A 25,171-nucleotide genomic window follows, 5' to 3' on the forward strand; every position below is an offset into this window, starting at 1 on the left:
AAAGGGAGATTTAAAGTCTTCCTTTTAATGCGATTTTAAAGGTGTAAAACGCTTATTTAAATCATTAAAACGAGCAACGCAACGACTAACCCCAATGCCGCCGTCGTTAAGCCCGTAGAAATTTTTTTCGTCATTTTCGGAAGGCTATTTTCTTTTTGCGTATTTTCACCGATAATAAAGAGACCGACGCGTTTATTGTCGGCATTCAAAATCGGTTTGGCGAGAATAAAATAGTCGTCTTTAATGATGTATTTACCGGCGATGAGCTGTTCGAAATCAATACCGGATAACTGCTCGAGAAAATCGGCGTCGACATGTGATTGTACGCTAATCTCAAAGTTGCCTACTTTTTGGTATTTAAACTCCTGCAATTTTTTCATATCCATCAAATCGCGTTCCATAAGGACTTGAAAAATCTTACCGCTACTTTTATAAACGTCAAACAGAAAATCCAATGATTTCTTCACTTCCAAAACACCGTTTTGAAGAGGATAAAGAGCATGGAGGAAAACCTGCCCGTCTTGGTATTCGATGCCGCTGAAAGGCTGATTATTGGCCAAGACTTTCTGAAGTCCGAGCGAATCGTAAGGTTGCGCATTTAAAACCGGCGTGCGCGATGAAGAGCTGATTTTAACCGCTTCTTTGGAGTAGAGCTCCAAAACAATGCCGTTTTGATCGATCTTTTTAAGGCTTCCGCTCATCGCGTTGAGCTTTGCGGCAATCGCGTTCGGATCACCTTGGGCATTAATTGCGGCTACAAAATCGGGATTGGCTAAAAGCATATCACCGACAATCTCTAGATTCAACATTGTATCGGCAATTTTCATATCCAATTCGTGGAAGTAACTGCTATTGGTTGCCTCGTATAAATTTTTCGTCGCCCTATTCGTCATCGAATTTAAATAATAAAGCGTGCCGATAATGCCTAATACCGAAAGCGTAATGAGCGTACTAAACCACAACGCTTTTCGCTTCTTCAACCGTTCCATAAAGGCCTGAAATTTCAAGATCATTCCAAACATGATTTACCTACCTTCTATCGCTTGTTAAATTATCGTTTACACACGATGCATTTTTTGATGGTCGTGGGAGAAAAAACCGCATTTAGACGCTCTTTTCTGCCGTCTTTAACATCGTTTCCAATGCTCTAAATACCGCCGCAATCGGCACGCTCCAATCACCCGAAACCGTTTGCCTAAATACTTTAACGCTTTGATACCACGGCGTCGTATCGCCCTCTTGCATCCATCGCCAATCGGCAGGTTTAGGCGTCAAGACCCAAACGGGTATGTTTAAAGCTCCGCACAAATGAGCCACCGCTGTATCCGTCGTAATTACAAGGTCCAAATGCATCATCACTTTCGCCGTTTCGTAAAAATCGCTTAAAACAGGGGAAATATCGACAATCGTATCACTTAATCCTTCCCCGGCAATATCCTTTGCCTCATCGCCTACATGTAAAGAAATCCACTGTATCCCTTCCAACCCAAACCACGAGCGATACGCGTTCAAACCGATATGTTTGTTTTTAAAATCCTTATTGGTCGGACTGGAACTCCAAACAATGCCGATTTTCATACGATCGGGGCTTAACGCCACGTCGATTTTGGATTTGGGCACAAAAAGATACGGAAATTCTTGAGGAATTGTTTCCAAGGTCGTCGCAAAACGTTGTGCCGAACACAATAGCGGCAGATAAAAATCATGCGCCGGAATGGAAGAAGACTCTTCGTCGATCACTTCAAGGCGCGCATCCGCCGTTTGAAAGAGCCGCACCAGATCCGGACGCGTCCTGACGATCACATGAGCGCCTGCTTCCAAGAATTTCTGAGCATACCGAATAAACATGATATTATCGCCGAATCCTTGTTCGTTTTGCAAGACGATCGTCTTGTCTTTTAAAGGTTCGCCTTTCCATAACGGTGTCTTGTACGCATGGGTTTTTGCCAAAAGCTCTTTCATCGCCAAACGGTATTCGTAGCGTCTCCAGCCCTCTTCGTAGTCGCCTTTGACCAAAGCAAGCAACGCCGTATCGAAATTTGCGTTGATGTGGTTCGGTTCCATCTGCAACGCTTTTCGATAATACGGTTCGGCTTTATCGTACATTTTTTGCTCTTTAAATAAAGCCCCGACGTTGCTGTAGGCATCCGCATACGAGGGATTGAGTTTTATGGAACGGCTTAAGGCCTCAAATGCCTGCTCAAAAGCACCCGTTTGACGGAGTAAATTGCCCAAGTTATTATAGACAGCAGAATCGTTTGGATGGAGTTCGATGACCTTTTGATATGCCGCCAAAGCTTTTTCGTTAAGCCCCAACTCTTTATAAGCAATGCCCAGATTATTCAGAGCTTGCGTTTTTTGGGGTGCTAACGAAACGGCTTTTTCATAATAAGGCAGGGCTTTATCAAACTGTTTGAGTAATGCATAAACATTACCCAAAGCGACATGAACGTCGTATTGATCGGGGAAACGTCGTAAGAGCTCTTCGCCTAAGCCTAAAGCGTGTCGGATACGATTAGCATGGGAATAAAGCTCCATCAATTTTAACGCGTCTGCAAGTTTGACATGTAAGCGTAAAGCTTTTTCTAAATAAACGACGGCTTGGTCGGTATTGCCTTGCAGGGCGTAAATAGCACCCAAATTCGAATAAAAAGAGCCGTGCGACGCATCGAGCGTAATACCTTGCAAAAAGGTCTTTTTGGCTTCTTGCAAACGCCCCAAGCGTTTATACGTCACGCCCAAATTGTTATACAAACGTCTCATGAGCGAAGCGTTCGGAGCAAAACATTGTGCTTTCGTATAACACGCAAGTGCTGATTCAAGTTGGTTATCGCGTAAAAAAAGATCGCCCGATTCAATGAGAAAAAGGCTCGCATTTTCAGTTGGCACTCTTCTCCTTTTTTGTATCGTTAATCGTTTTAAACGTATCGATCGTACCGTCTTCTTTTTTATAAATTTTTTTATCTTTGAGCGTATTTTGGTTTTTTCCCTGCTCTTCGTTTTTTTGCATCAGATGTTTTTCATAGTACTCTTTACCCTGAAACAACACCTTTTTTTTAATATCGTCCTCTTCTTGCTTTGCCAGGACGTTCATCTCTGAAGAAGCAAACGCCGCGATTCCTAAAAACAGTGCAAACGTTACGATCCGTTTCATAGACGTACTCCCTTGAGGATATAGATTATAAACCGAAATAATCAACCAACTTACCTTGTTTCATCAGAAGGTTGAAATAGTCCGTTAAACGTGTTTTTTCGCTGGTCAGTTTCGCCAATTCGGCACTGTTGACTTGTCGTTGCGCTTGTAATAGCGTAACCAAATCCTGACTGGAAAGTCTAAACTTCTCCCAATACGCCTCTGCCATCTTTTTGCTCGCTTCGATCTCCACTTTGAGCGTATCGATGGTGCGTGAATTGGTTTGCACCGAATTAAACAATTTTTGCGAATTCCACCTTGTGTCTTTTTTCGTGTATTCCAAGTTGTAAACAAGTCCGGAAATTTCGCTTAAAAGTTTTGCCGTTTTTGCTTCATTTTTGCCGCCGTCGTAAAGATTGTAACTAAAGATCAATTCGGCGGTAAAATCTCTGTTATGCCCATCCGTCGGAACAATACTGTAATCTTGGCGCGCCCGTTTGGAGTTACTGATGGCAAGATCGACTTTAGGACCGTTGGAGGCCTTTGTCACCGTGACGTCTTTTTGCTTACCCTCAATTTGCTTCTCGATAATGGCGAGGTCGACATTCTCTTTTTCAATCTGTGCCAAGAGTTTTTCAAGCGGCTGCAAGACGATTTCGAACTCCGTCTCAAAAGGTGCCATCTCTTCAATTTTTGATCCGATTAAAAATTCGTAATAATCTTTGGCATTGTTGTAATTGGATTCGGTATTGATCAGTGCGGTTTTGGCATTGGAAACACTTGCCAAGATAGAATTTTCATCCCCGGCCGTCGCCGCACCCAATTCCCGTTTGGTTTTGACGATCTCTAAAATCTTTAAAAGCTTATCGTAATTATTTTGGTTGACTTCGATCGATAAACGTCCGTATACGACGCTCAAATAAGCATCAATCACTTTAACGATCTCTTCTTCTTTAGTGCCTCTTAAACGCTCTTCTTGCTCTTTTTTCGTAATTTTCGTGCGCTCGATCGTTTCGACGTGCATCCCCGAGGAGTATAAATTATAATTAACCGCAACGTCGCCTTTGATCTGCCCGTATTGTTGCGTATCAAATCCTTTGGTCTCCTTGCCGGTTCCAGTAGCAATAAAATCGACTTGCGGTTTAAGGTCACTTTGGGCCTCGGCGGTGGAACTTTCCGCTTGCGTAATGCGCTCTTGGGCTTGTTTTACCCGAAAGTTACGCTCGATCGCAACGGCGACTGCTTGCTTGAGCGTGGCTTTATCCCCTTCGACCAAAAGCGGTTGTTCTTTTGGCTCTTCCTCTAAAAGCATGCTTTGAGATTGCGTCTTTTTTAACGATTCTTGCAGCGGTTGCGAAGTCGTTTCCAAAGGCTCCGTAGCCCATCCGTAAGTAAAAAAAATCCATCCTAATAGTAGAGCTTTGATGGCGTTAGCATTCATTTGACGTCAACCTTTAAATATCCGAACTCGAAGTTATTACTTTCGTTTTGTTTATAACTGATCTTAATTTTATTTTTAAATGCCGGTGTCGCTTCTAACGTATTTTTTGTGGCAAGAACGCGTCCGAGGGAAACTTGCTTTGCCTGCGTCGCACTTAAAATCTTTTTCGAATCCCCGACCGAAAGCACAAATAAAGCGTTAGGATTGGATTTGAGGATTTTTTCCATTGTTTTGGTCAGCTTTGCAATAGCGTCTTTAGCGACGAAATAGTCATTATTTTTAAAAACAATCGTCAAATCGGACTCTTTATAATCGACGATAGCCGTTTTTTCGGTACTTTTAGTTAAAGTGTTTTCGCCCGTTTCTTGCGTGCTTTGCGTCGTCGCTTTCGTAACGTCTTGCAAAGTTACGAACGTCACTGGATTTTCTTCTTGCTTTGAAGAAGTATCGGAAGAAGCCGCGGCGGCAACCGTGACCTGTTTGGAATTAAACTGCATGTAATATCCGACGTTTACAAACATAATTAACACAAAAAGTAAAAGGACTAAAATCACCGACGAAAAAAGATCCACGTAAGAGATAAAAGGATTCATTTCACCGTGTTCGCTACCGCCTGCCATGAAAAATCACTGCTCCTATTTAGAATGTTTACCGAAAAAAGATGCAAAAAATCCTTTAATGTCTTCCGACAAACTCGCCGCATGTTCCATTTTACTGCTATCAAACGCAAACACTTTTTCTTCAATAGCTTTTAACGATTGCGCCATGCTTTCTAGATGGGCTTGCGTCGACGTGATTTTAGCGTCCAATGCCGCAATGATCTTGACATGTTCATCTTCCGTATGTCTAAAATACGTCGTTTCGAACTCTTTTCGCTGTGCGGCGTGTTCCACGCTTATGTCCGTCGCTTTTGCGATACGTTCGTCCAAGTGCGTTAACGCTTGCGCTTGCGAGAGGGCATGCGTTTCATAGCGATTGGCGTAAGCTTGCGTCGTATGCAAGACCTCTTTAACGACTTGCGTCTCTTCGATAAGGGAGTCGCGAATACGTTGAAGCGTTCCATGTTCTTCTTCGTGCACTGTGCTATAAGTAGTAGCCAAGCTCTTTTGCGACTCTAAAATCGACTCTAACGCGTGTCGATGAGCTCCTAAACTGCGATCGATACCGCCTATGGCACTATGCGTCGACGCCGCCGCCTCTTTGGCTTCGAGCATCAGCGTTTGCTCTAAACCCAATAGCGTGTTTAAGGCTTGCTCGGTTTGGTTGATCGTCGCCGAAACAACCCGCAGAATCTCAAGCCCTTCAAGAGCGTTTTTCTGATGATCGAGGTGCATCGTCTCTTCAATCGTCCTTAAATTTTCGATCGTTTGAATTTCGACATGTAAGGTTTCGTGAAGACGCTCAAAGGCTTCGTAAAGTTTTTGATTCTCTTGAAGACTGCTTGAAAAATACTCTTTTTGCGACAGTTCCTGCGCGCTTAACATCGCGGCGTTATTGGCAATGTTAGCGTTGATTGCGGAAAGTTTTTCCGACGTTTGATCCAACAACGATGTTAAACTGAGGAAGTTTGCATCCCTAACGTTTGCCATCGACGAGAGCATATCGACCTCTTGCCCGAGCGTCTCGTGAAGAGCACCGATGGACTGCACCAAGGTTTCATGACGGATATGCGCGTTTTGATCCTCTTGTATCGCGTGTTCTCCCATCGCTTTTAGGGTTTCGTGCTGTGCAAACACCGCTTCATGGACGCGTACGACGCCGGTATTGATCGTGCTTAAAGTTTCGCCGCTTTGGCGCGCTACATGTTCATGGTGTGTTAAAAACGCTTTTTGTCCCTCGATGATTTTACCTTCCGCATCAACCAACGATACGAGCGTATCGCCTTGCGTATGGAGCTGTTGCGACATCTCCTCTAAAGTCTGTTTTGCGTGTTCGAGTAGCTCGTTGCCTTGGCGTACGAATTCTCCTTGACGGTTTAACAAAGAGGTCATTTCGCTATGGTTTTCTTCCCGTCGTTTGAGTGCGTTTTCATCCCGTTGCGCCCACGCTTCCGCGATACGATTGACCTCATTTTGATGCATACGATGCAAGGAAACGATCGTACCGAGCGTTTCGTGTTGCGATTCTATCGAGTGTTTCATGGACGTAAGCGTTTCGGATATGCCGTGAAGCTTTTCGTTGGATTTTGAAAATTTTGAAATTTCGTGCGTAAACGTACTCATCTGCTCTAAAAAAACTTCCATAAAGCTTTTTCGATGCTCGGGAAGATTGGCACTCGAAACCGCCGATCCGTTAAACGCTTCGGGCGCAACGTCGATAATACGATCTTTTAACCAATCTTCAATACCGCTAATCAGCGTATCTTGCGAACGAAATAAAATATAGCCGTTAATACCCAAAATGACCGCACATACGACGCCGAATAACGAAGCTCCAAAACCGATCGCCATACCGGAGAGCGGACCCGAAAAATCTTGCATAATCTGCTTAATGTCGATGTCACCGTTAAGCCCTAAAATAATCTGTCCCATATGGTCGATGGCTTCGACCAATCCGACGAACGTTCCCAAAAGACCGATAAGCATCGCGGTATTGATGAAAAAATTGATATACGATTTTTGTTGGCGAAATTTTCCTTCCAACCAATCGATAATATTTCGCGACTCCTCTTGCGTAAAAAACATCGTTTGCTTGCTTTTTCTGCTTTGAAGCATATGCGCGATATTGGCGGGTAAAAGAGAATCGATACTGCGAATGTAAAATTCATAGCCCGTTTTCTTATACGCGAGTGCGCCGAACGTTCCGCCGAGCATCATAATGTGAAAGCCGCTGACGATCTGATAGAGTGTTCCTACCGCCAATAAACCTAAAATGGCCGTACTAAAGATAACGGTCGCCATAAAAAAGATACCGAGTAACTCGGCGTTGGTATACACAACATAGAGAATGAAAAGCCAAATGATTAAATATGCTTTTAAAACTTTGATTCGTTTCATCGTGTTAAGTGTTACCCTTTTTTTTAAATTTATTATAGAACCCTCGGCGATTTTATCAATTCTTTCGTATAGTAATGCTTAAAGTACCTTTACAAAATGACAAAAAAATTCTTTGTAACCAATGCGTTACTTTTACGAAAATTACGTCTTTATCATCAAATTGTTTCAAAAATCAAAAAAGAATTATTATTTGTCAAAATTATCGATAGCAATAAAAAGAGGAGAAGAAGCATATACGCTTTTTCTCCTCTTTTTGTATATTAAAATATTATTTAAAATCCGTATGGACAATACTGTCTTGAACGTCGATTTTAATCGTGCTTCCGCCGACCGTGGCCTCATAACGCGTAAATCCGACATCTAACCCCGTCGTATCGGTACTTGCCGTCCAACCTGTACCCGAAATCGTATCATCATTACCGCCCAGCACTTTTAAAACCGTATTGGTATCATCGGTAATATTTAGAACATCAGCCGGATTTAGCGTCATTTTAATACTGGCTTTCGTCATATCTAAAACTTCGATACTCTCGATTTTTCCGTCTGAAATACCGCTCAAATTGACTGTTGCGTTTGAAGCAAACAACAGCGTATCAAGACCCGTCCCACCATCGATAACGGTATCGGAGGCATCGTATACGAGCGTATCGTTACCGGCTCCTCCGTAGAGTTTATCGGCTCCGACACCGCCGTAGATAATATCGTTCCCGTCTCCGGCATTAATAACGTCGTTTCCGGCACCACCGTAGATAACATCGTTTCCATCGCCGGCATTAATAACATCGTCTCCGGCATAACCGCGAATCAAATCGTTTGAAGCAGTACCGTTAATTGTATCATTGCCTTCCGTTGCGGAAGAGTAGGTATTGGTTGTTTCTGTAACGACGATACTAAAGCTATCGCTCGTACTCGCATGACTACCGTTAGATTCCATGGCCGTGGCCGTGACGGTAATATTGATTGTTCCGGTATAATTGTCGGCAGGAAGCAAATAAAGATTTTTCAATTGATCCGCCGTCAAAGTCCATGTTCCGTCACTATTATGGGTCCCTGCCGTTAGTATGGCACCGGTAGGAATTCCTGCTAACGAAACGCTCACACTTTCCGAACCGTCCAAATCGGAAGAAGCGGCATAAAGATGAAGAGCGATAGGACTACCGTATGCCGTTGTCGATCCTGAAAGAGCAATATTAGCATTTGAGAGTGAAAGTGAAGAATCTTTATTACTATCCCCTCCGTTTAAAATAAGCCATTGAAACGTATAGTCTCCGTTTGAAGTAGCCGTATAACTATACGAACCGCTATTGGTTAATGTCGTCGATGTTATTTCCGATGCAGAAACAATCGTTGAAGATCTATTGCCGTTAGGATCCGTGACTATCAAAACAACTAAATCATTGTAACCGTATTGTATTTCTGAAACCGTATTTTCTCCGTTTTTAAAGATATAATCCCACGAAATCGTCATACCGGACGTTAACGAATAATGAGACTCCGATACTTTTCCATCAATGACGTCAACAGTTCCTGGATCGCTAACTTTACCGCCGGTTGGATTAAATCCGTCGAGATAACCGGACGAAAGCCCCAATTCCGTTTCAAGGTTTGCCTGAGATACGCCGCTACTCGTATTGGTACCGGCTTGCGTAATAACAACATCGCTATTATTCGTTGAAATTACGGTTGCACCTTGGTTCGTCGCATAAATATCTGAAACGCTTAATACGGGAATATCCGCCACGGCTATAGAAACCGTTTGAGAAGTAAACGCGCTATCTCCGCCGTTTTGCTCCGTTGCGATTGCTTGAATCGTAATATCAAAATCGCTTGATACGGAAGAAGAGACGCTTAACGTTAAACCTTTAGTATAGTCTAAGCTATTCGTACTAATCATCCATGTTCCGTCCGCTTGCAATACGCCTTCACTGAGTGTCGCTCCAGCGGGCACTCCCGAAATGATAAGGCTTAATGCTTCACTAACGTCTCGATCGATAAGGTTAGAATTGATATTTAACGTATAGTGTGTAAAAGTCGTCGTCGTGAAAGCACTTTGTCCGTAAATCGACCCGTCCGCAAATACAAACCCTTCTATGTTATTGAAAGACACCGAAGCACCGGTATCTTTGTCAATCAACGTCCCGTCCATACCGGAATTAACATTATTGTGGTCGTTAATATTGCTAAATGTATAGTGAGATGCACCTTTGCCCAGATAAACAACGTCATACGTACCTGTTCCGTCCGCACCGTTAATACTGTGGATTTGATTGCTGTTAATGTCACCTAAAATCGTAATAAAATCCGATGCGGTATTCGATCCATTTAAATTACCGCTATTGAATGTTTGGCTAATGACGTTTGCATTACTAATAATCGGTGTAATCGTACCGTTATTATCGACCGTAAAGAGTTCCGTCGTTCCGTAACTTACAAGTATAGATGTTGTTACGCTAGAACCGACGGTGGCACTTAAAGACGGAGTATCGGCAACTGCCGCAATATCTATAGAGGTTGTATACGAATGAGCACTCCACGCTTTACCGTCACTGACGCTAAACGAAAAAGAACCGTCTGCATCGCTATTGTCCGTTGGGTCAAACGTTAATTTTTCGCTATTAATATCTGAAACGGAAATAATCGTATTAGCACTGACTGCCGTGCCATTAAGATAAAGTGTTCCGTTCGTCGGTAAAGAATCGATACGAATCGAAACTAAACTATCTCCGTCGATATCACCGTAAGTTCCAAAATCGCTTGCATGAAGCGTATAAGGCGTATCCTCGGTAATCGAGATTGTATCATCGGTCGATGTCGGCGCATCATTTACCGCATTGACGTATAAGGTTACGGTGGCCGTATCGCTTCCTCCTTTGCCATCACTGATCGTATACGTAAAGGATGCTTCTCCGTGATAATTTACCTCCGGTATAAACGTAATATGACCGCTTGCAAGCGAAACCGTACCGTGCATTGCATTGGATACGTCAATGACACTTAGCGTATCTCCGTCGTTATCACTATCGTTACCGAGTAAAGCAGAAGTAGGAATACTCAACGATGTATCTTCATTGGTCGTTAACGTATCATTATGACATGTAAGATTATCCGTCGTACTTGAGAGGATATGATAGTTATTGCCCCCGTCGTTACTTAATTCTACTTTTAAAACGGCTGACCCGCCTTGATCCCAATAAACGATCGATATTTCATGTGTACCGCTTGTCGTAATCGAAAAGTCGCTCTTCGTCTCATTTGACGAACGATTACCGTTATAAGATGATACTGCTACTCCATCTATATAAATGGTATAACCGTCGTCGGAAGTGACTTTAAAAGAGTAATTCCCTGCACTCAATTCCATACTTCCCGTAAGTTTGATAATAGCATCCGATCCCGTATCATTTCCGATACTTAAGTGAGTAGCATTCGTACCTAAAAAGGTTGCTAAACTACCGCTACTACCTAAATTATTACTGACGCCTCCGTAATTAAGTGCCGTTGCGGTAAATGTCGCATCCGGAGTCGTTTGGCTTGCTATAAAGTTTTCAACTTGAGTAATGCTGCTTAAATTAGGTCCATCCGAGTTTGCACCGCTATCATTATAAACATAATACTCCCCTTTTAAACCGTTCATCAAATACGTATCGTCTTTTGCGACAGGAATACTATTCCAATCAAGGTCGCACCGCTACCTTTATTACCGGCAAGATCGGTATAGCTCTCATTCGCAACACTAATGCTTGGCGTATCCGTACCGCTTTGGGTAAAGGTCGCCGTCCAGACTTTAGGATCGCTGCTGCTTTGCGTTAAGTTACTCAACGTTCCGCCCGCGACGCTAATATCGTTCGTATCGAAACCGCTTGGCGTTTCGCTAAAGTTAAAGGTAATCGTCGTGGATTCGCCGGCGGCAAGGTTGGTATCGCTCGCGCTGATCGCAAGGGTCGGAGCCACGGTATCTGCGTTCAACGGTAAGGTCGCACCGCTACCTTTATTACCGGCAAGATCGGTATAGCTCTCATTCGCAACACTAATGCTTGGCGTATCCGTACCGCTTTGGGTAAAGGTCGCCGTCCAGACTTTAGGATCGCTGCTGCTTTGCGTTAAGTTACTCAACGTTCCGCCCGCGACGCTAATATCGTTCGTATCGAAACCGCTTGGCGTTTCGCTAAAGTTAAAGGTAATCGTCGTGGATTCGCCGGCGGCAAGGTTGGTATCGCTCGCGCTGATCGCAAGGGTCGGAGCCACGGTATCTGCGTTCAACGGTAAGGTCGCACCGCTACCTTTATTACCGGCAAGATCGGTATAGCTCTCATTCGCAACACTAATGCTTGGCGTATCCGTACCGCTTTGGGTAAAGGTCGCCGTCCAGACTTTAGGATCGCTGCTGCTTTGCGTTAAGTTACTCAACGTTCCGCCCGCGACGCTAATATCGTTCGTATCGAAACCGCTTGGCGTTTCGCTAAAGTTAAAGGTAATCGTCGTGGATTCGCCGGCGGCAAGGTTGGTATCGCTCGCGCTGATCGCAAGGGTCGGAGCCACGGTATCTGCGTTCAACGGTAAGGTCGCACCGCTACCTTTATTACCGGCAAGATCGGTATAGCTCTCATTCGCAACACTAATGCTTGGCGTATCCGTACCGCTTTGGGTAAAGGTCGCCGTCCAGACTTTAGGATCGCTGCTGCTTTGCGTTAAGTTACTCAACGTTCCGCCCGCGACGCTAATATCGTTCGTATCGAAACCGCTTGGCGTTTCGCTAAAGTTAAAGGTAATCGTCGTGGATTCGCCGGCGGCAAGGTTGGTATCGCTCGCGCTGATCGCAAGGGTCGGAGCCACGGTATCTGCGTTCAACGGTAAGGTCGCACCGCTACCTTTATTACCGGCAAGATCGGTATAGCTCTCATTCGCAACACTAATGCTTGGCGTATCCGTACCGCTTTGGGTAAAGGTCGCCGTCCAGACTTTAGGATCGCTGCTGCTTTGCGTTAAGTTACTCAACGTTCCGCCCGCGACGCTAATATCGTTCGTATCGAAACCGCTTGGCGTTTCGCTAAAGTTAAAGGTAATCGTCGTGGATTCGCCGGCGGCAAGGTTGGTATCGCTCGCGCTGATCGCAAGGGTCGGAGCCACGGTATCTGCGTTCAACGGTAAGGTCGCACCGCTACCTTTATTACCGGCAAGATCGGTATAGCTCTCATTCGCAACACTAATGCTTGGCGTATCCGTACCGCTTTGGGTAAAGGTCGCCGTCCAGACTTTAGGATCGCTGCTGCTTTGCGTTAAGTTACTCAACGTTCCGCCCGCGACGCTAATATCGTTCGTATCGAAACCGCTTGGCGTTTCGCTAAAGTTAAAGGTAATCGTCGTGGATTCGCCGGCGGCAAGGTTGGTATCGCTCGCGCTGATCGCAAGGGTCGGAGCCACGGTATCTGCGTTCAACGGTAAGGTCGCACCGCTACCTTTATTACCGGCAAGATCGGTATAGCTCTCATTCGCAACACTAATGCTTGGCGTATCCGTACCGCTTTGGGTAAAGGTCGCCGTCCAGACTTTAGGATCGCTGCTGCTTTGCGTTAAGTTACTCAACGTTCCGCCCGCGACGCTAATATCGTTCGTATCGAAACCGCTTGGCGTTTCGCTAAAGTTAAAGGTAATCGTCGTGGATTCGCCGGCGGCAAGGTTGGTATCGCTCGCGCTGATCGCAAGGGTCGGAGCCACGGTATCTGCGTTCAACGGTAAGGTCGCACCGCTACCTTTATTACCGGCAAGATCGGTATAGCTCTCATTCGCAACACTAATGCTTGGCGTATCCGTACCGCTTTGGGTAAAGGTCGCCGTCCAGACTTTAGGATCGCTGCTGCTTTGCGTTAAGTTACTCAACGTTCCGCCCGCGACGCTAATATCGTTCGTATCGAAACCGCTTGGCGTTTCGCTAAAGTTAAAGGTAATCGTCGTGGATTCGCCGGCGGCAAGGTTGGTATCGCTCGCGCTGATCGCAAGGGTCGGAGCCACGGTATCTGCGTTCAACGGTAAGGTCGCACCGCTACCTTTATTACCGGCAAGATCGGTATAGCTCTCATTCGCAACACTAATGCTTGGCGTATCCGTACCGCTTTGGGTAAAGGTCGCCGTCCAGACTTTAGGATCGCTGCTGCTTTGCGTTAAGTTACTCAACGTTCCGCCCGCGACGCTAATATCGTTCGTATCGAAACCGCTTGGCGTTTCGCTAAAGTTAAAGGTAATCGTCGTGGATTCGCCGGCGGCAAGGTTGGTATCGCTCGCGCTGATCGCAAGGGTCGGAGCCACGGTATCTGCGTTCAACGGTAAGGTCGCACCGCTACCTTTATTACCGGCAAGATCGGTATAGCTCTCATTCGCAACACTAATGCTTGGCGTATCCGTACCGCTTTGGGTAAAGGTCGCCGTCCAGACTTTAGGATCGCTGCTGCTTTGCGTTAAGTTACTCAACGTTCCGCCCGCGACGCTAATATCGTTCGTATCGAAACCGCTTGGCGTTTCGCTAAAGTTAAAGGTAATCGTCGTGGATTCGCCGGCGGCAAGGTTGGTATCGCTCGCGCTGATCGCAAGGGTCGGAGCCGGTTGTCTCGACCGTGAAAGTCTCACCGTTTGCGGTAGTACTGTTGCCCGCAGTATCAGTTGCTTTAATGCTTGGCGTATAGGTTCCATCCGGTAAGGGATCCGCTACGGCAACGCTCCATTTGCCTGTTGCGTCTGCCGTTGTTGTATAGATATGTCCGTTGAGCGTCACATCGACGGTGCTACCCATTTCTGCTGTTCCGCTGAGAGTCGGTTTGGTATTCGCGGTGATGTTATCGCTAGTGAAAACGCCTGTATCGTTCGTACCATCGTCTTCTGGCAATACACCCGTAGGTGCCGCCACGTGGGTATCGAGCGTAAAGCTCAGCGTTGCGGGTGCGGAAGTGTTGCCGGCGGTATCGGTTTGACGTACCTCTATGGTATTGACTCCCTCCGCGGCCGTTGGCGGGGTGGTACTCCATGTTTTTCCACCATCACTGCTGTATTCTACCGTTGCACCGCTTTCGATACCGGCGACGGTGTAGGTACCGGTTTTGGTGATGCCATCACTCGCAGAGCTTCCCGTATCGCTGTCTAAGGTAATGCTCGGTGCCGTCGGTATTGTGGTATCCACCGTACCGCTAGAGGCTGCTTCGTAAGACAAGGTATTATTGCTATCTTGGTTTGCATTTAAAGAGCGTTGTTCAGAGATAACGCTACTTTCGTTTCCTCCCACGAGGTATTGTGCGGTGGCGAAGCCTGAGACAACGTTACCGCCGCTTGCACTAGCACCCGTATCTCCTCCGGCAGCCGTTGCTTCTAAAGTGGAAATATCCTCTCCGCGTAAAAGTGCCGCTTGGATATCTTCAACACTTTGGTTGGAGGAGACGGCTTCTATCGTTTTACCTTGCACGACGGATTCATCGGCGAAATTTTGAGCATGAACGTAAACGCTTTGATCCAACGTAACGTTATCGTTCCCGTTGAGAACGATTTCTCGACCGTCGTTGAGCGTCAAGACGACATGGGAACCTGCGCCGATCGTACTGATAACGTCTTCCGCATTGAGCGTATCGCCGACTTTTAAAACACGATCTTCTCCCGATGCGTTACGCGCCATTACGATGCCGCTGATTTGCTTGATTGTTCCGATAGAAAGTGCCATAGCAAACTCTCCTCATGTATTTTATTTTACATGATTCTAACGCAATCGAAAATGAAATACTATTGTACTTTGGTACAATAATCTTAAAGGGCTTTTTTAGGGGGAAACGAAGGGTAAAAATTAGAGAATGAGCGCTAAGGCCAAACGATCTTTAGCACCCGTTTTTTCAAAGATGGAACTTAAATGTGCTTTGACCGTTCGTTCGGTAATTCCTACATGTAGAGCGATTTCTTTATTACTCAAACCTTTTTTGAGCAAAAGTGCGACTTCTTGTTCTTTTTGCGTTAAACGTTTTAAAAGAGGATGGCTCGCAGGCGACATCGTTGTTTGCGTGCTGAACGTTCGGATCATCGTTTGAATAAACTCGGGATAGAGCCAAATATTACCCTCCAAAACGCTGCGATAAATCTCATGCAAATGAATCGGTGCCATATGCACGTTTCCGTATGCTTTAATGCCTAACGCCAGCCATTTCGAGCCTTCTTCATACGTCGGCATGGCACTAAAAATAACAATATGTACAAAAGGATAGTGATCTCGCAAAGAAGTTAAAAGACGTTCGATCTCGGGTATCGTACGGTTGCGCGTATCGACGAAAAGAAGCATGGAAGTATCGTTTTTTTGTAAAAAATCATCCAGCTCCGTTTCGTGCGAAAAGCTACATGTCATTGTTTTTAGCGTATAGAACGCTTCATTCCATACGTTGATGATTACACGATCCGAAGAATAAAAAACAACCATGTTAGCGCTCCCTGAGTGCATTGTTTTTTGCCTTTAAAATAGGTTTTAAAAGGTAATCCAAAACCGTTTTTTTACCGGTTAAAATATCGACCGTCGTCGTCATACCGACCATTAATTCCAACGGTTTTTCGCCCGTTCCCAGATGGTTTTTATCCGTCTTAATATGCACGAGATAGTAGCTTTCGCCTTTATCGTTCGTAATCGTATCGGCACTAATAAAAACAAGTTTTCCTTTCAATCCGCCGTAAATCGAAAAATCGTAAGCGGTAAATTTGACCGTCGCATCCAAGCCCAAGCGTAAAAAAGCAACGTCGGAAGGTTTGACTTTTGCCTCGATAAGCAACGTATCCTCGGTAGGAACGATTTCTAAAATATCCATGCCCGGTTTCACGACGCCGGAGACCGTATTGACCAAAAGTTGTTTTACCGTTCCGTCCACCGGAGCTCTGACTAAAGTGCGTTGAACCCGATCTTCCAAGCTTGTTTGGAGTTCTTGAAGCCGCGACATTTCGGCAATGGCTTCGTTTAACTCTTTTTTGGCTTTATTTTGAAATTCCAACTCCGCTCCGGCAAGTTTATTGTGTGCTTCTTGAATCGCCGATTGAACTCTTGGGATCGCCAATTTTGATGCTTGTAAATCGCCTTGAATCGTGCTTGCCTGACGTTTAAGTTGTAAAAATTCCATTTCGGAAACCAACCCTTTTTTAACCAAAGGTGCCATAATATTCATCTCTTTTTGCACCAAATCGTAACTGTTTTGCAGTTGCGCTACTTTGGATTCCAATTCGGAAAGTTCGCTATTTTTTTGCTTCATTTGCTCTTGAAGAATTTGAAGCGTTTTACCGAGCTGTTCGTGATTGGAGTCGTATAAACTCCTTTCATACTCCATCTGTTTTCGCATCTCTTCACTGGGATTTTCAAGCGGCGTAAACGCGTTTCCGCTTGATTCGGCTTCCAAACGGATCGATTTGGCTTTGAGTTCGATATAACGAAATTTATTTTCGCCGAACGAACCGACGAAGTTTTTGTCGTCGATTTTCAATAAAACCTGTCCCTTGGTCACATGATCGCCCTCTTTGACCAAAATCTCCGAGACGATACCGCCTTCCAAATTTTGAATGACTTGAAGTTGCTGCGAAGGGATCACTTTGCCTTCGCCGCGCGTCAATTCGTCTACTTCGGCGATACTCGCCCAAACGATCAGCCAAAAAAGTGCAATAGCGATAACCCAAAGCATTTTACGAGACGAGTTGGGAACTTTTTGTAAAACGGCTTCGCTCAGGCTCGACATAAACGCCAAATCGCGTTCATCGTATTTTTGTTTCATGAACGCCCTCCTTGCAATTGACGCAAGACGTCCTCTTTTTTACCGTCAAGCAATACTTTGGCGTTGTCGATGACGATTAAGCGATCGACCAAATCGAGTAGTGCCATCTTATGCGTAATGACCAATGTCGTTTTGTTTCCGATATTTTCCTGCAATAAAGCCTTCATGCGACTTTCACATGTACTGTCCAAAGAGTTGGTCGGTTCATCTAAAAGCATAATCGGCGTATCGAGCAAAAAAGCACGTGCCACGGCGATACTTTGCCTTTGCCCTCCCGAAATTCCCTCTCCTCGCTCCAAAACGGGCATATCAAATCCCAAAGGATGACTGTCTACAAACTCGTCCACGCCTCCTATTTTAGCGGCTTTTAAAATCGTTTCGTCGTCGACGTAAGGGGCTTTGTAAATAATATTATCGCGTACCGTGCCGTAAAAGAGCACGACGTCTTGCGGTACGTATCCGATGTTTTTACGCAAATCTACCGAATCGATTTGATTGATGTCGATGCCGTCGATTAGAACGGAACCGTTATCCGGCGCATATAAACCCAAAATCAACTTTTCAATCGTCGTTTTCCCCGAACCGTTACGCCCTAAAATACCGACTCTTTCTCCCGCTTCGATTTTAAACGAAACATTTTCTAAGGCATTCTTCGTGCTTTCGGGATAAGCAAACGACACATTCTTAAACTCGATTTTACCGTTAAATCGCTCGCGTCTAACAAATTTTTTACCGCTGGGTCGCTCGACGGGTAATTTCATAATATCGTCTAAGGCTTTATAGGCCGTCCGCGTCTGTTCAAAACTGGCGATCAACGCGGCAACTTGTCCCATAGGCGCAATCGCACGCGACGAGAGAATAACCGCGGCGATCAATCCGCCCATCGTCAATTCCACTTCTTTGATCATGTAAACGCCCAAAACGACGACGGCAATCGTGTCGAGTTGAACCAAAAACGACGTTACGGTCGTAATGGAGTTGGACAGGAGTTTCGATTTGAGGCTTCGTTGCGCTATTTCACCGCTGGCTTCTTCCCATTTCCACTGTGCATGCCCGCCGGCAGAGAGGGCTTTAATCGTCTCAAGCGCGTTCAAACTCTCGATGAGAATACCGTTTTTAATCGCAGAAGCTTGGTACGTACTCTCGATGCTCTCTTGCATCGGTGTTTTAATCATGACCGTATAGCCCAAAATCATCAACATCAAGACGATGGGAACGATGACCAAATATCCCGCTATAAAATAGGTCGTCAACAAAAAGATAAACGCAAAAGGCAAATCGATCAGTGCCATCAAAGTCGACGAAGTCAAAAAATTGCGAATCGAATCAAAATCGCGTAAATTACTCGCAAAGGCTCCTACCGATTTCGGACGAGACGCCATCTTAAGGTCCATCACTTTTTCAAACAAAATAGAAGACATAATCACGTCGCTTTTTTTACCGGCGATTTCTAAAAAATAGGCTCGTAAAAACTTCAAAACGATGTCCAATACGTAAACGACGAAAATGCCTAACGCTAAAACCCAAAGCGTCTCTACGGCGTTATTCGGGATCACGCGATCGTAAACGTTCATCGTAAATAAGGGGCTGGCAAGCACGAAAATATTGACGACCAATGAAGCGACGACGACGTCGATATAGATCGATTTGGAACGTTTAATCGTTCCCCAAAACCAACTGTGCGAAATCGTATCTAAAATTTTATTGCGGCTTTCGTTGGCAATAAACTCTTTTTTCAACAGAAAACAAAAACCGGCATACTCTTGCGACAAGGTTTCCATATCGACCCAGTTTTCGCCTTCGGGAAGATCGGGATGAATGATTTTTGCACGTTTTCGATGGTTATCGAAACTTTCTAAAATGCATGCCGAACGGTCTTTCAGCACCAAAATACACGGCAATACCAAAGAAGAAAGCTCGTCTAAAGGCTTTTGCGCTAAGCGACTGACAAAACCCGCACGTTTTGCGGCACGCGAAAAAAGTGATTTAGCACCGCCGTGAATCGAAAAAAGTTCAATCGAATTAATGCCTTTTTCAATCGGAAGTCCGGCAATCAACGCTTCGGCACTGTAGGGCACGTTATAGAGTTTTGTAAAAAGAACCAAACACGATAACAAAGGATCTTGCGTATACTCTGTATGTTGCGAATTCATCGTTATCCTATTAATTGAGGCTCGGCAATAAAACTGCCTTGAATATACGCAATGCCCATTTGCGCCAATTTTTCTTTTTGTTCAACCGTTTCAACATTGGTAGCGATCACTTTAATATCCATACTGTCCGTAATAATCGTTAAAGAGCGTTTCACCGAGTCGCTTCCGTTTTCACTGAATAGATCCAATAAATACGACGTCTGCATTTTGATATACGCCGGATTGATCGATTGAATCGTCCTTAAACTCTCGTGCGTGATCGCGAAATTATCCATCCCGAATCCATATCCCATCGTTCGAACGAATTTAGAAAACTTCACCAAAATTTCCACCGGCATGTCCACTAAACTCGGCATCTCAAAATAGAGAGAAGAAATACCGATTTGCTTGAAACGTTCTACGCTCTCTTCAAGCCACGCCCAATCGTTACTTTGTAAGAAAATATCTTTCCCCAAATTGATACATACCGCTTTAGAGACGAATATTTTTTGCGCTAACACTTCGTAGGTTCGTTGAATCACGTAATGATCCAAACGTGCGCCTAACTTCAACTCCGTAATCATCGGCATAAAATATCCCGCATTATGCAAATGCCCGTTGTAATCTTCCAAACGTAAAAAAAGCTCACTTTGAAAAACCGTATCGTAAGTCTGAATATCGACCACGTTTTGATACGCCAAGCGAAACCGTTTTTGCTCCATCGCGTTTTTCAGTTCTTGCGTCCATGCCTCTTTGCCCAAAACCAACTGCTTGTCGCTCGCTTGCTCGGCAAAACAATTAATCGTAAACGCCCCTTTGGCTTTTGAGGTCGTCAACGCAAAGTCCGCTTTGGAAAAGAGCTCTTTCGCATCCGCATGCGCGTAATACCTCGCATAGCCGATATTGATGTAATGCTCTTTTTCATTGAGATCGAACCGCCTGGTCACGTCTTGTAACATAGCGCGAATTTCATCGCATAAAACCTCAAACGCTTCTTGAGAGGACGCCGGTGCTAAAACGGCAAAATCGGTTTCGTTGAGTTTTGCGCTGACATACTCTTTTTGGTTGCAAATCGCCCGTCTTATACACTCGGCCGTCTCTTTGATAAACGCTTCGCTTTTTTGATACCCTAAGGCTTGTTTGAGTCTCTCGTAATCGTTCAACGAAATTAAAATCAGTGCACCTTGCGCGTTTTTAGCTTCTGATGAAAGATACTCCTGTAACTTGATATTGAAATACCGACGGTTGTACATCTTCGTGACGGTATCTTGGTATAAAAGTTCATGGTATTTTTTCAGCGTTTCGGACTCTTTTTCAAAAATCTCTTTGACTTTTTTAATCATGCTGTTCATCGCAAAAACGACGTTTTTAAGCTCCGTGGTAAAAGGAATATCGTTTTGAAAGATAAAATCGCTCTCTAAAATAGCTTCGGCTTGCTCTTTGACACGTTTTAAAGGCTTTAAAATCAACGTTAAAATAATCTGTAAGGCAAAAAATCCAACACAAGTCACTCCCGCAAAGAGCATTAATACGTCTTTAAAAATCGTCCATAATTGGCGGTAAGCATGTCCGCTATTGAGCTGAACCGATAAAACACCGTAAGGCGTCCAACCGAGCATAATTTGAGAAGTCGCTACGGGCGGCTCGACTTTGACGTAGCGAATAAACCATGCCGGCACGTCGGCAACCACGACCTCTTGTACTTTTTCAACCAAAATGCGATGATCCATACTTTCTAAAGTGATTTTTTCGTAATAGCCGCTATCGAAAACCGAATTAATCATCGCTTCCGCCGTCGACGTATCGTCCAAACTTGCAACCGAGCTGATCGAAAGCCCTAAAGAATTCGCCGTATGAAGGGCATCGGTGTAAGCTTGCTCTTTAACGTACTCGTTGGAGCTGAGAAAATTAAACCACATAACACCGCCGAAAATCAGCGTTTGCAAGATCGATAAAACAATAATTATCTGTTTAAAAAGCGTCATAATCCCTCTTTTCTGATTTTATCTACCAAGTCATACCATTTTTTGTTTTTTTCCATACCCGAAGGTACGATCTGTCCTAAGCCTTGCTGTTTTGCCAAATAAAGCGCATCGCCGTTAAAGCTGTAAACGGGAATCAGGTCGTTGCGCTTCGTCGCCGGTAAAATGGTTCCGTTAATATTGTCAAGAACCAAAGGAACGGAAGTCGGCGTTTCAAAATAGGTTAAGACCATATGCGCTTGCTGGTATTTTACCGCTTTAACGTACGTAAAAAAAAGTTTGTCGCCGGAAATGCCCAGCTGTTTGAGCGTAAAATATTTGGCAATAACGAAATCCTCGCAATCGCCGGCACCCTTACCGATGAATTCCATCCGCGTCGCCCAGTAATCTTTTTGATGCCAAATCTCCTCATCGGAGGCAAAACGCATACGATTGAAAAAATCGTTGACATGTTCTAGCTTCTGCGCTTCCGGTGCTTTTTGAAGTGTTTCAAGCAATTGATTCAAAGCTTCCAAACGTTGTTTCGCTTGTCCGCCGTAGAGTCGTTCTATCTTTTGAAAAATTTCCGGTGAGAAAAATTCCGTACCCGCATAGAGTGCCAGCACGACCCAAAAGATAAAAAAGACGATTTTTCCGCGCATCTTTACCTCTTGGGCGTTGGATTACATGTCATATCGCCTACTTTGATTTTAAAAGGAGACACTTTGTGCCGAACACACCGGAATGCGGTAATTTTGTGCAAAATCGGAATCAAAATAAGCGGTTAAAACACCCATATTGTCCAATAAGCGGTATTTAGCATACAAAAAAGCCGCTTCGGCTTCCACAAGGGCTTGACGTGCCGAATTATACTCGCCTTCCGCATCCAAAAGGTTAATCAAATCGCGCTTACCGATCGCAAACTCTTGTTGGTACGACTCTAGCGTCGATTTACTGTAATCGCGGTGTTCTTTCAAGAAAGTGATACGCTTTTGCGTCGACGTATAGCTTTCCCACGAAAATTTTACGCTTTCGGTTAAATCGCGTATCGTACCGGAAAGCGTTTCTTGTTCTTGCACTTTTAAAACGGCGTATTTTTCTTTCGTTAAGACGTCGCTTCCTTTATTGTAAAGGTTATAGCGTAATTTAAGTAAAGCCGATACGCTCTCGTCTCGTCCGTTATTGCCGTCAACATCGTGCCCGACGGTACCGGCAACTTCAAAGTCGAGTTTGGGGTAAAATGCCGCTTTGCTTCCCTCATACAAGGCATCGGCAAGTGCGATATTAGCTTCTTGGACTTTCACGGAAGGGTTGCACTGCAAACTTTTTTCTTTAATTTTTTCAAAATTCGCCGGAAGTTCAAGCGTCATAACGGGTTTGACCAAGGCATCCGCTTCAACTTTTTTTCCGTAAAGCTTTTCAAACGTACTTACGGCGTCTTTGTAATTATTCTCTTGTGAAATCAAATTCGATTGTGCCAACGTATAACGACTTCCCGCTTGTTGCGTCTCGGAAATGCGACCGAATCCGCCATCGGAACGCTCTTTGATTTGTCGGTAAATCGCTTCGTGCGTCGAAACGCTCTCCTTTGCCAAATCGATCAATTCTTGTTGCTTGAGTAAAGAGATATAAGCATTAACGTATGCTAAAAGCGTTCGATCGGCTTTCTCGCTCACACCGAATGCGGCAGCTTCAAGCCTGCTTTTTTGTTGCTTGATGGCATTTTCGGTCGCAAAGCCGTTGAAAATATTTTGATTGAGAACCAAAGAAGTTTGATCCATAACGTTACCTTCACGTTCTTGTTTCGTCGCACTGTTTTTAATGCTTTGATGCCCATACGAGCTCTCGACGTCCAAAGTGGGTAAATATCCGTTTTCTGCGATATTGAGCTCTTTTAACACGCCGTTGTAAGCTTCGACGCTCTCTTTGACTTTCGGATTGGAGGATAAAATCGTTGTAACACCCTCTTCCAATGTTAAAGAAAAAGCCAAAATAGGGAAAACAAGTGTGAAAGAGAGTACTTTTAAAACATTCATCCCGTGCTCCTTTTGAGTAGTATAAGCAATTTTTGTTACGAAGTTGATACGGTTTTGACACTAAATTGTAGCATATTAATAATGCGAGTGCAAGTTATAATTAGGATTATTAGTTTTTTTAACCCTAAAACATCCTGACGATTAAATGCTGAACGTTCAAATTGAAAACATCGATCGATTTTGCCTTTTAAATTAACATGTACATGTAAAACTTAAAAGATTTATCGATTGAAACGTTCTTTCCAAAGTATCGAAGACGTGTCTAACGATACGCAAAAGCTTCTCAAAAGGATTTTACGAAAAAAGTAGTAGGCGGTTGAATTTCTTGACGGTGTTGCTAACCTTTTCGTACGATGATAGCGAACACCGAAAAGGTTAGCGATGAAGATATAAGGGCTTAGCGTAGTCTGTTGTTCAAAAGATTGATGAGAGCATCTGAAACTCCCGCAAAATCCAAAATGCGCGTTCCGCCGAATTTTTTAACGAAAGCTTCGGCTTGCTCTTTCGTACTAAATGCGGGTAAATCGTCGCCCGAGATACTGGTTTTACTCGAGCCGTAAACGAAGTAAGCCTCTTGTGCGACGATTTTTTCCATCGTATCGTAATCGGTTACGTAAATTTGCATATCTTCTTTCGTGCGAATGACGTATTCGGGCCATCGCGAAGATTCAAAATAAAACTCAAACATCGATTTGGGGCTTGAAAAATAAAGATGCTCTTTGCTTCTTAACGTAATAGTCGAAGCCCATTCGGGGTGTTGGTAAATCTGAACTTTACGAATCAGACACTGCGCGTCTTTCGGGATTTCTATTTTTGCGCCGAACAATGCGCTCAAAGTCACTAAAATCAAACAAAGCTTTTTCATCATGTAAAACTCCTAGATAAGATCGTTTTTAGTAAAAATTTTAAAACCTAAAAAGGCGAAAAGTAATCCCAAACACACCGGATACGCAATCGAAAACAAGAGAAAATAGACCAATTTTACGTTATCGAGAATGTAAAATGCCACCGGTCCCATGACAGTGAGCTCCGGATCAAAAAGGCTAATCGCCGCAACTCTAAAAACTTCCATCGGATTGACCAAAGCAATCGCAATGATCAGCTCTTCGCTAAAGCGATTTTGCATCATTAAACTGATGAGAATAATATCGATAAACGCTAAAAGAAAAATCCAAACGAAAAACGAAAGTCCCAACGCGACTTCCGAAGATTTAACGCTCGAAGAGATTAAAAAAGCGATACCCAAAAAAGCGGAGCTTAACGCAAACAATAAGCCCGTATAGAAGAGAAAAAGCGACCACGGAATGCTTGCCCCTTTAAGTACGCCGATCAACAGTGCCAACACCATGGCAAAAAAGACCGGTAGAAAAACCGTCGCAAACCGCCCGAGAATCTTTCCCCAATAATAATGCGACAGCGAAAGAGGAAAGGAGAGCATGTATTCTAAAATGTGATTGTCCCTATCGCCCGAAATGGAGCGTACCGTCGTAACCAAAATAAAAATCGGCAAAATCACGATCGTGATTTGGATATACATCAACAACAACCTGCTCAAACCGCTAAATCCCATCACTTGGGACTCCGTAACGCCGGCGACGAAAAAAAGCGCGATCAAACCGCCGAACACCAACGAATAGACTAAAAACCATCGTGCGCGAAGAGACTCTTTCATATCTAAAAGAGCAATTAAGACTAAATTTTCCAT

17 protein-coding genes are annotated in these 25,171 nt (G+C 44.3%); all 17 read right to left on the reverse strand.

Going from position 1 to position 25,171, the window contains the following annotated elements:
- Window positions 1-56 precede the first annotated feature (56 nt).
- Window positions 57-1,022, reverse strand: coding sequence for a hypothetical protein (locus UCH003_RS09110; protein ID WP_060826272.1), 966 nt, complete (start codon window positions 1,020-1,022; stop codon window positions 57-59).
- An 82-nt stretch (window positions 1,023-1,104) separates the two neighbouring features.
- Window positions 1,105-2,889, reverse strand: coding sequence for a tetratricopeptide repeat protein (locus tag UCH003_RS09115; RefSeq protein WP_060826273.1), 1,785 nt, complete (start codon window positions 2,887-2,889; stop codon window positions 1,105-1,107).
- Complete coding sequence (locus UCH003_RS09120) at window positions 2,879-3,154, reverse strand: hypothetical protein (RefSeq protein WP_060826274.1); 276 nt, start codon at window positions 3,152-3,154, stop codon at window positions 2,879-2,881. Before UCH003_RS09120 ends, UCH003_RS09115 begins: the two co-directional genes overlap by 11 nt.
- Before the next feature lie 25 nt (window positions 3,155-3,179).
- Window positions 3,180-4,574: a TolC family protein gene (locus UCH003_RS09125; protein ID WP_060826275.1), complete on the reverse strand. Its 1,395-nt coding sequence runs from the start codon at window positions 4,572-4,574 to the stop codon at window positions 3,180-3,182.
- On the reverse strand, window positions 4,571-5,194 hold the full coding sequence (locus tag UCH003_RS09130) for a hypothetical protein (RefSeq protein WP_060826276.1): 624 nt from the start codon (window positions 5,192-5,194) through the stop codon (window positions 4,571-4,573). Before UCH003_RS09130 ends, UCH003_RS09125 begins: the two co-directional genes overlap by 4 nt.
- A gap of 15 nt (window positions 5,195-5,209) precedes the next feature.
- Entirely contained in the window at window positions 5,210-7,570 is a 2,361-nt protein-coding gene (locus UCH003_RS09135) for a MotA/TolQ/ExbB proton channel family protein (protein ID WP_060826277.1), read from the reverse strand.
- Between the two features lie 268 nt (window positions 7,571-7,838).
- Window positions 7,839-11,204: a tandem-95 repeat protein gene (locus UCH003_RS09140; RefSeq protein WP_060826278.1), complete on the reverse strand. Its 3,366-nt coding sequence runs from the start codon at window positions 11,202-11,204 to the stop codon at window positions 7,839-7,841.
- Window positions 11,204-14,191 (reverse strand): beta strand repeat-containing protein, encoded by a 2,988-nt coding sequence (locus tag UCH003_RS09145; protein ID WP_060826279.1) that lies wholly within the window; start codon window positions 14,189-14,191, stop codon window positions 11,204-11,206. The genes UCH003_RS09140 and UCH003_RS09145 overlap by 1 nt, the downstream gene beginning before the upstream one ends.
- Entirely contained in the window at window positions 14,094-15,269 is a 1,176-nt protein-coding gene (locus UCH003_RS09150; RefSeq protein ID WP_060826280.1) for a retention module-containing protein, read from the reverse strand. Before UCH003_RS09150 ends, UCH003_RS09145 begins: the two co-directional genes overlap by 98 nt.
- A gap of 120 nt (window positions 15,270-15,389) precedes the next feature.
- Complete coding sequence (locus UCH003_RS09155) at window positions 15,390-16,010, reverse strand: response regulator transcription factor (protein WP_060826281.1); 621 nt, start codon at window positions 16,008-16,010, stop codon at window positions 15,390-15,392.
- 1 nt (window position 16,011) lies between these two features.
- Complete coding sequence (locus UCH003_RS09160) at window positions 16,012-17,337, reverse strand: HlyD family type I secretion periplasmic adaptor subunit (RefSeq protein ID WP_060826282.1); 1,326 nt, start codon at window positions 17,335-17,337, stop codon at window positions 16,012-16,014.
- A complete protein-coding gene (locus UCH003_RS09165; RefSeq protein WP_060826283.1) occupies window positions 17,334-19,490 on the reverse strand; it encodes a type I secretion system permease/ATPase in 2,157 nt (718 codons plus the stop codon). Before UCH003_RS09165 ends, UCH003_RS09160 begins: the two co-directional genes overlap by 4 nt.
- 2 nt (window positions 19,491-19,492) lie before the next feature.
- The gene (locus UCH003_RS09170) at window positions 19,493-21,454 is read right to left on the reverse strand and encodes a bifunctional diguanylate cyclase/phosphodiesterase (RefSeq protein ID WP_060826284.1); all 1,962 of its coding nucleotides are present in this window, start codon (window positions 21,452-21,454) and stop codon (window positions 19,493-19,495) included.
- Complete coding sequence (locus UCH003_RS09175; RefSeq protein WP_060826285.1) at window positions 21,451-22,092, reverse strand: transglutaminase-like cysteine peptidase; 642 nt, start codon at window positions 22,090-22,092, stop codon at window positions 21,451-21,453. Before UCH003_RS09175 ends, UCH003_RS09170 begins: the two co-directional genes overlap by 4 nt.
- A gap of 48 nt (window positions 22,093-22,140) precedes the next feature.
- Entirely contained in the window at window positions 22,141-23,466 is a 1,326-nt protein-coding gene (locus UCH003_RS09180) for a TolC family outer membrane protein (RefSeq protein WP_060826286.1), read from the reverse strand.
- A 397-nt stretch (window positions 23,467-23,863) separates the two neighbouring features.
- Complete coding sequence (locus tag UCH003_RS09185; protein WP_060826287.1) at window positions 23,864-24,334, reverse strand: nitrous oxide reductase accessory protein NosL; 471 nt, start codon at window positions 24,332-24,334, stop codon at window positions 23,864-23,866.
- A 9-nt stretch (window positions 24,335-24,343) separates the two neighbouring features.
- Window positions 24,344-25,171: an ABC transporter permease gene (locus UCH003_RS09190; protein WP_039675043.1), complete on the reverse strand. Its 828-nt coding sequence runs from the start codon at window positions 25,169-25,171 to the stop codon at window positions 24,344-24,346.

Source organism: Sulfurospirillum cavolei (assembly GCF_001548055.1).
Lineage (GTDB): Bacteria > Campylobacterota > Campylobacteria > Campylobacterales > Sulfurospirillaceae > Sulfurospirillum.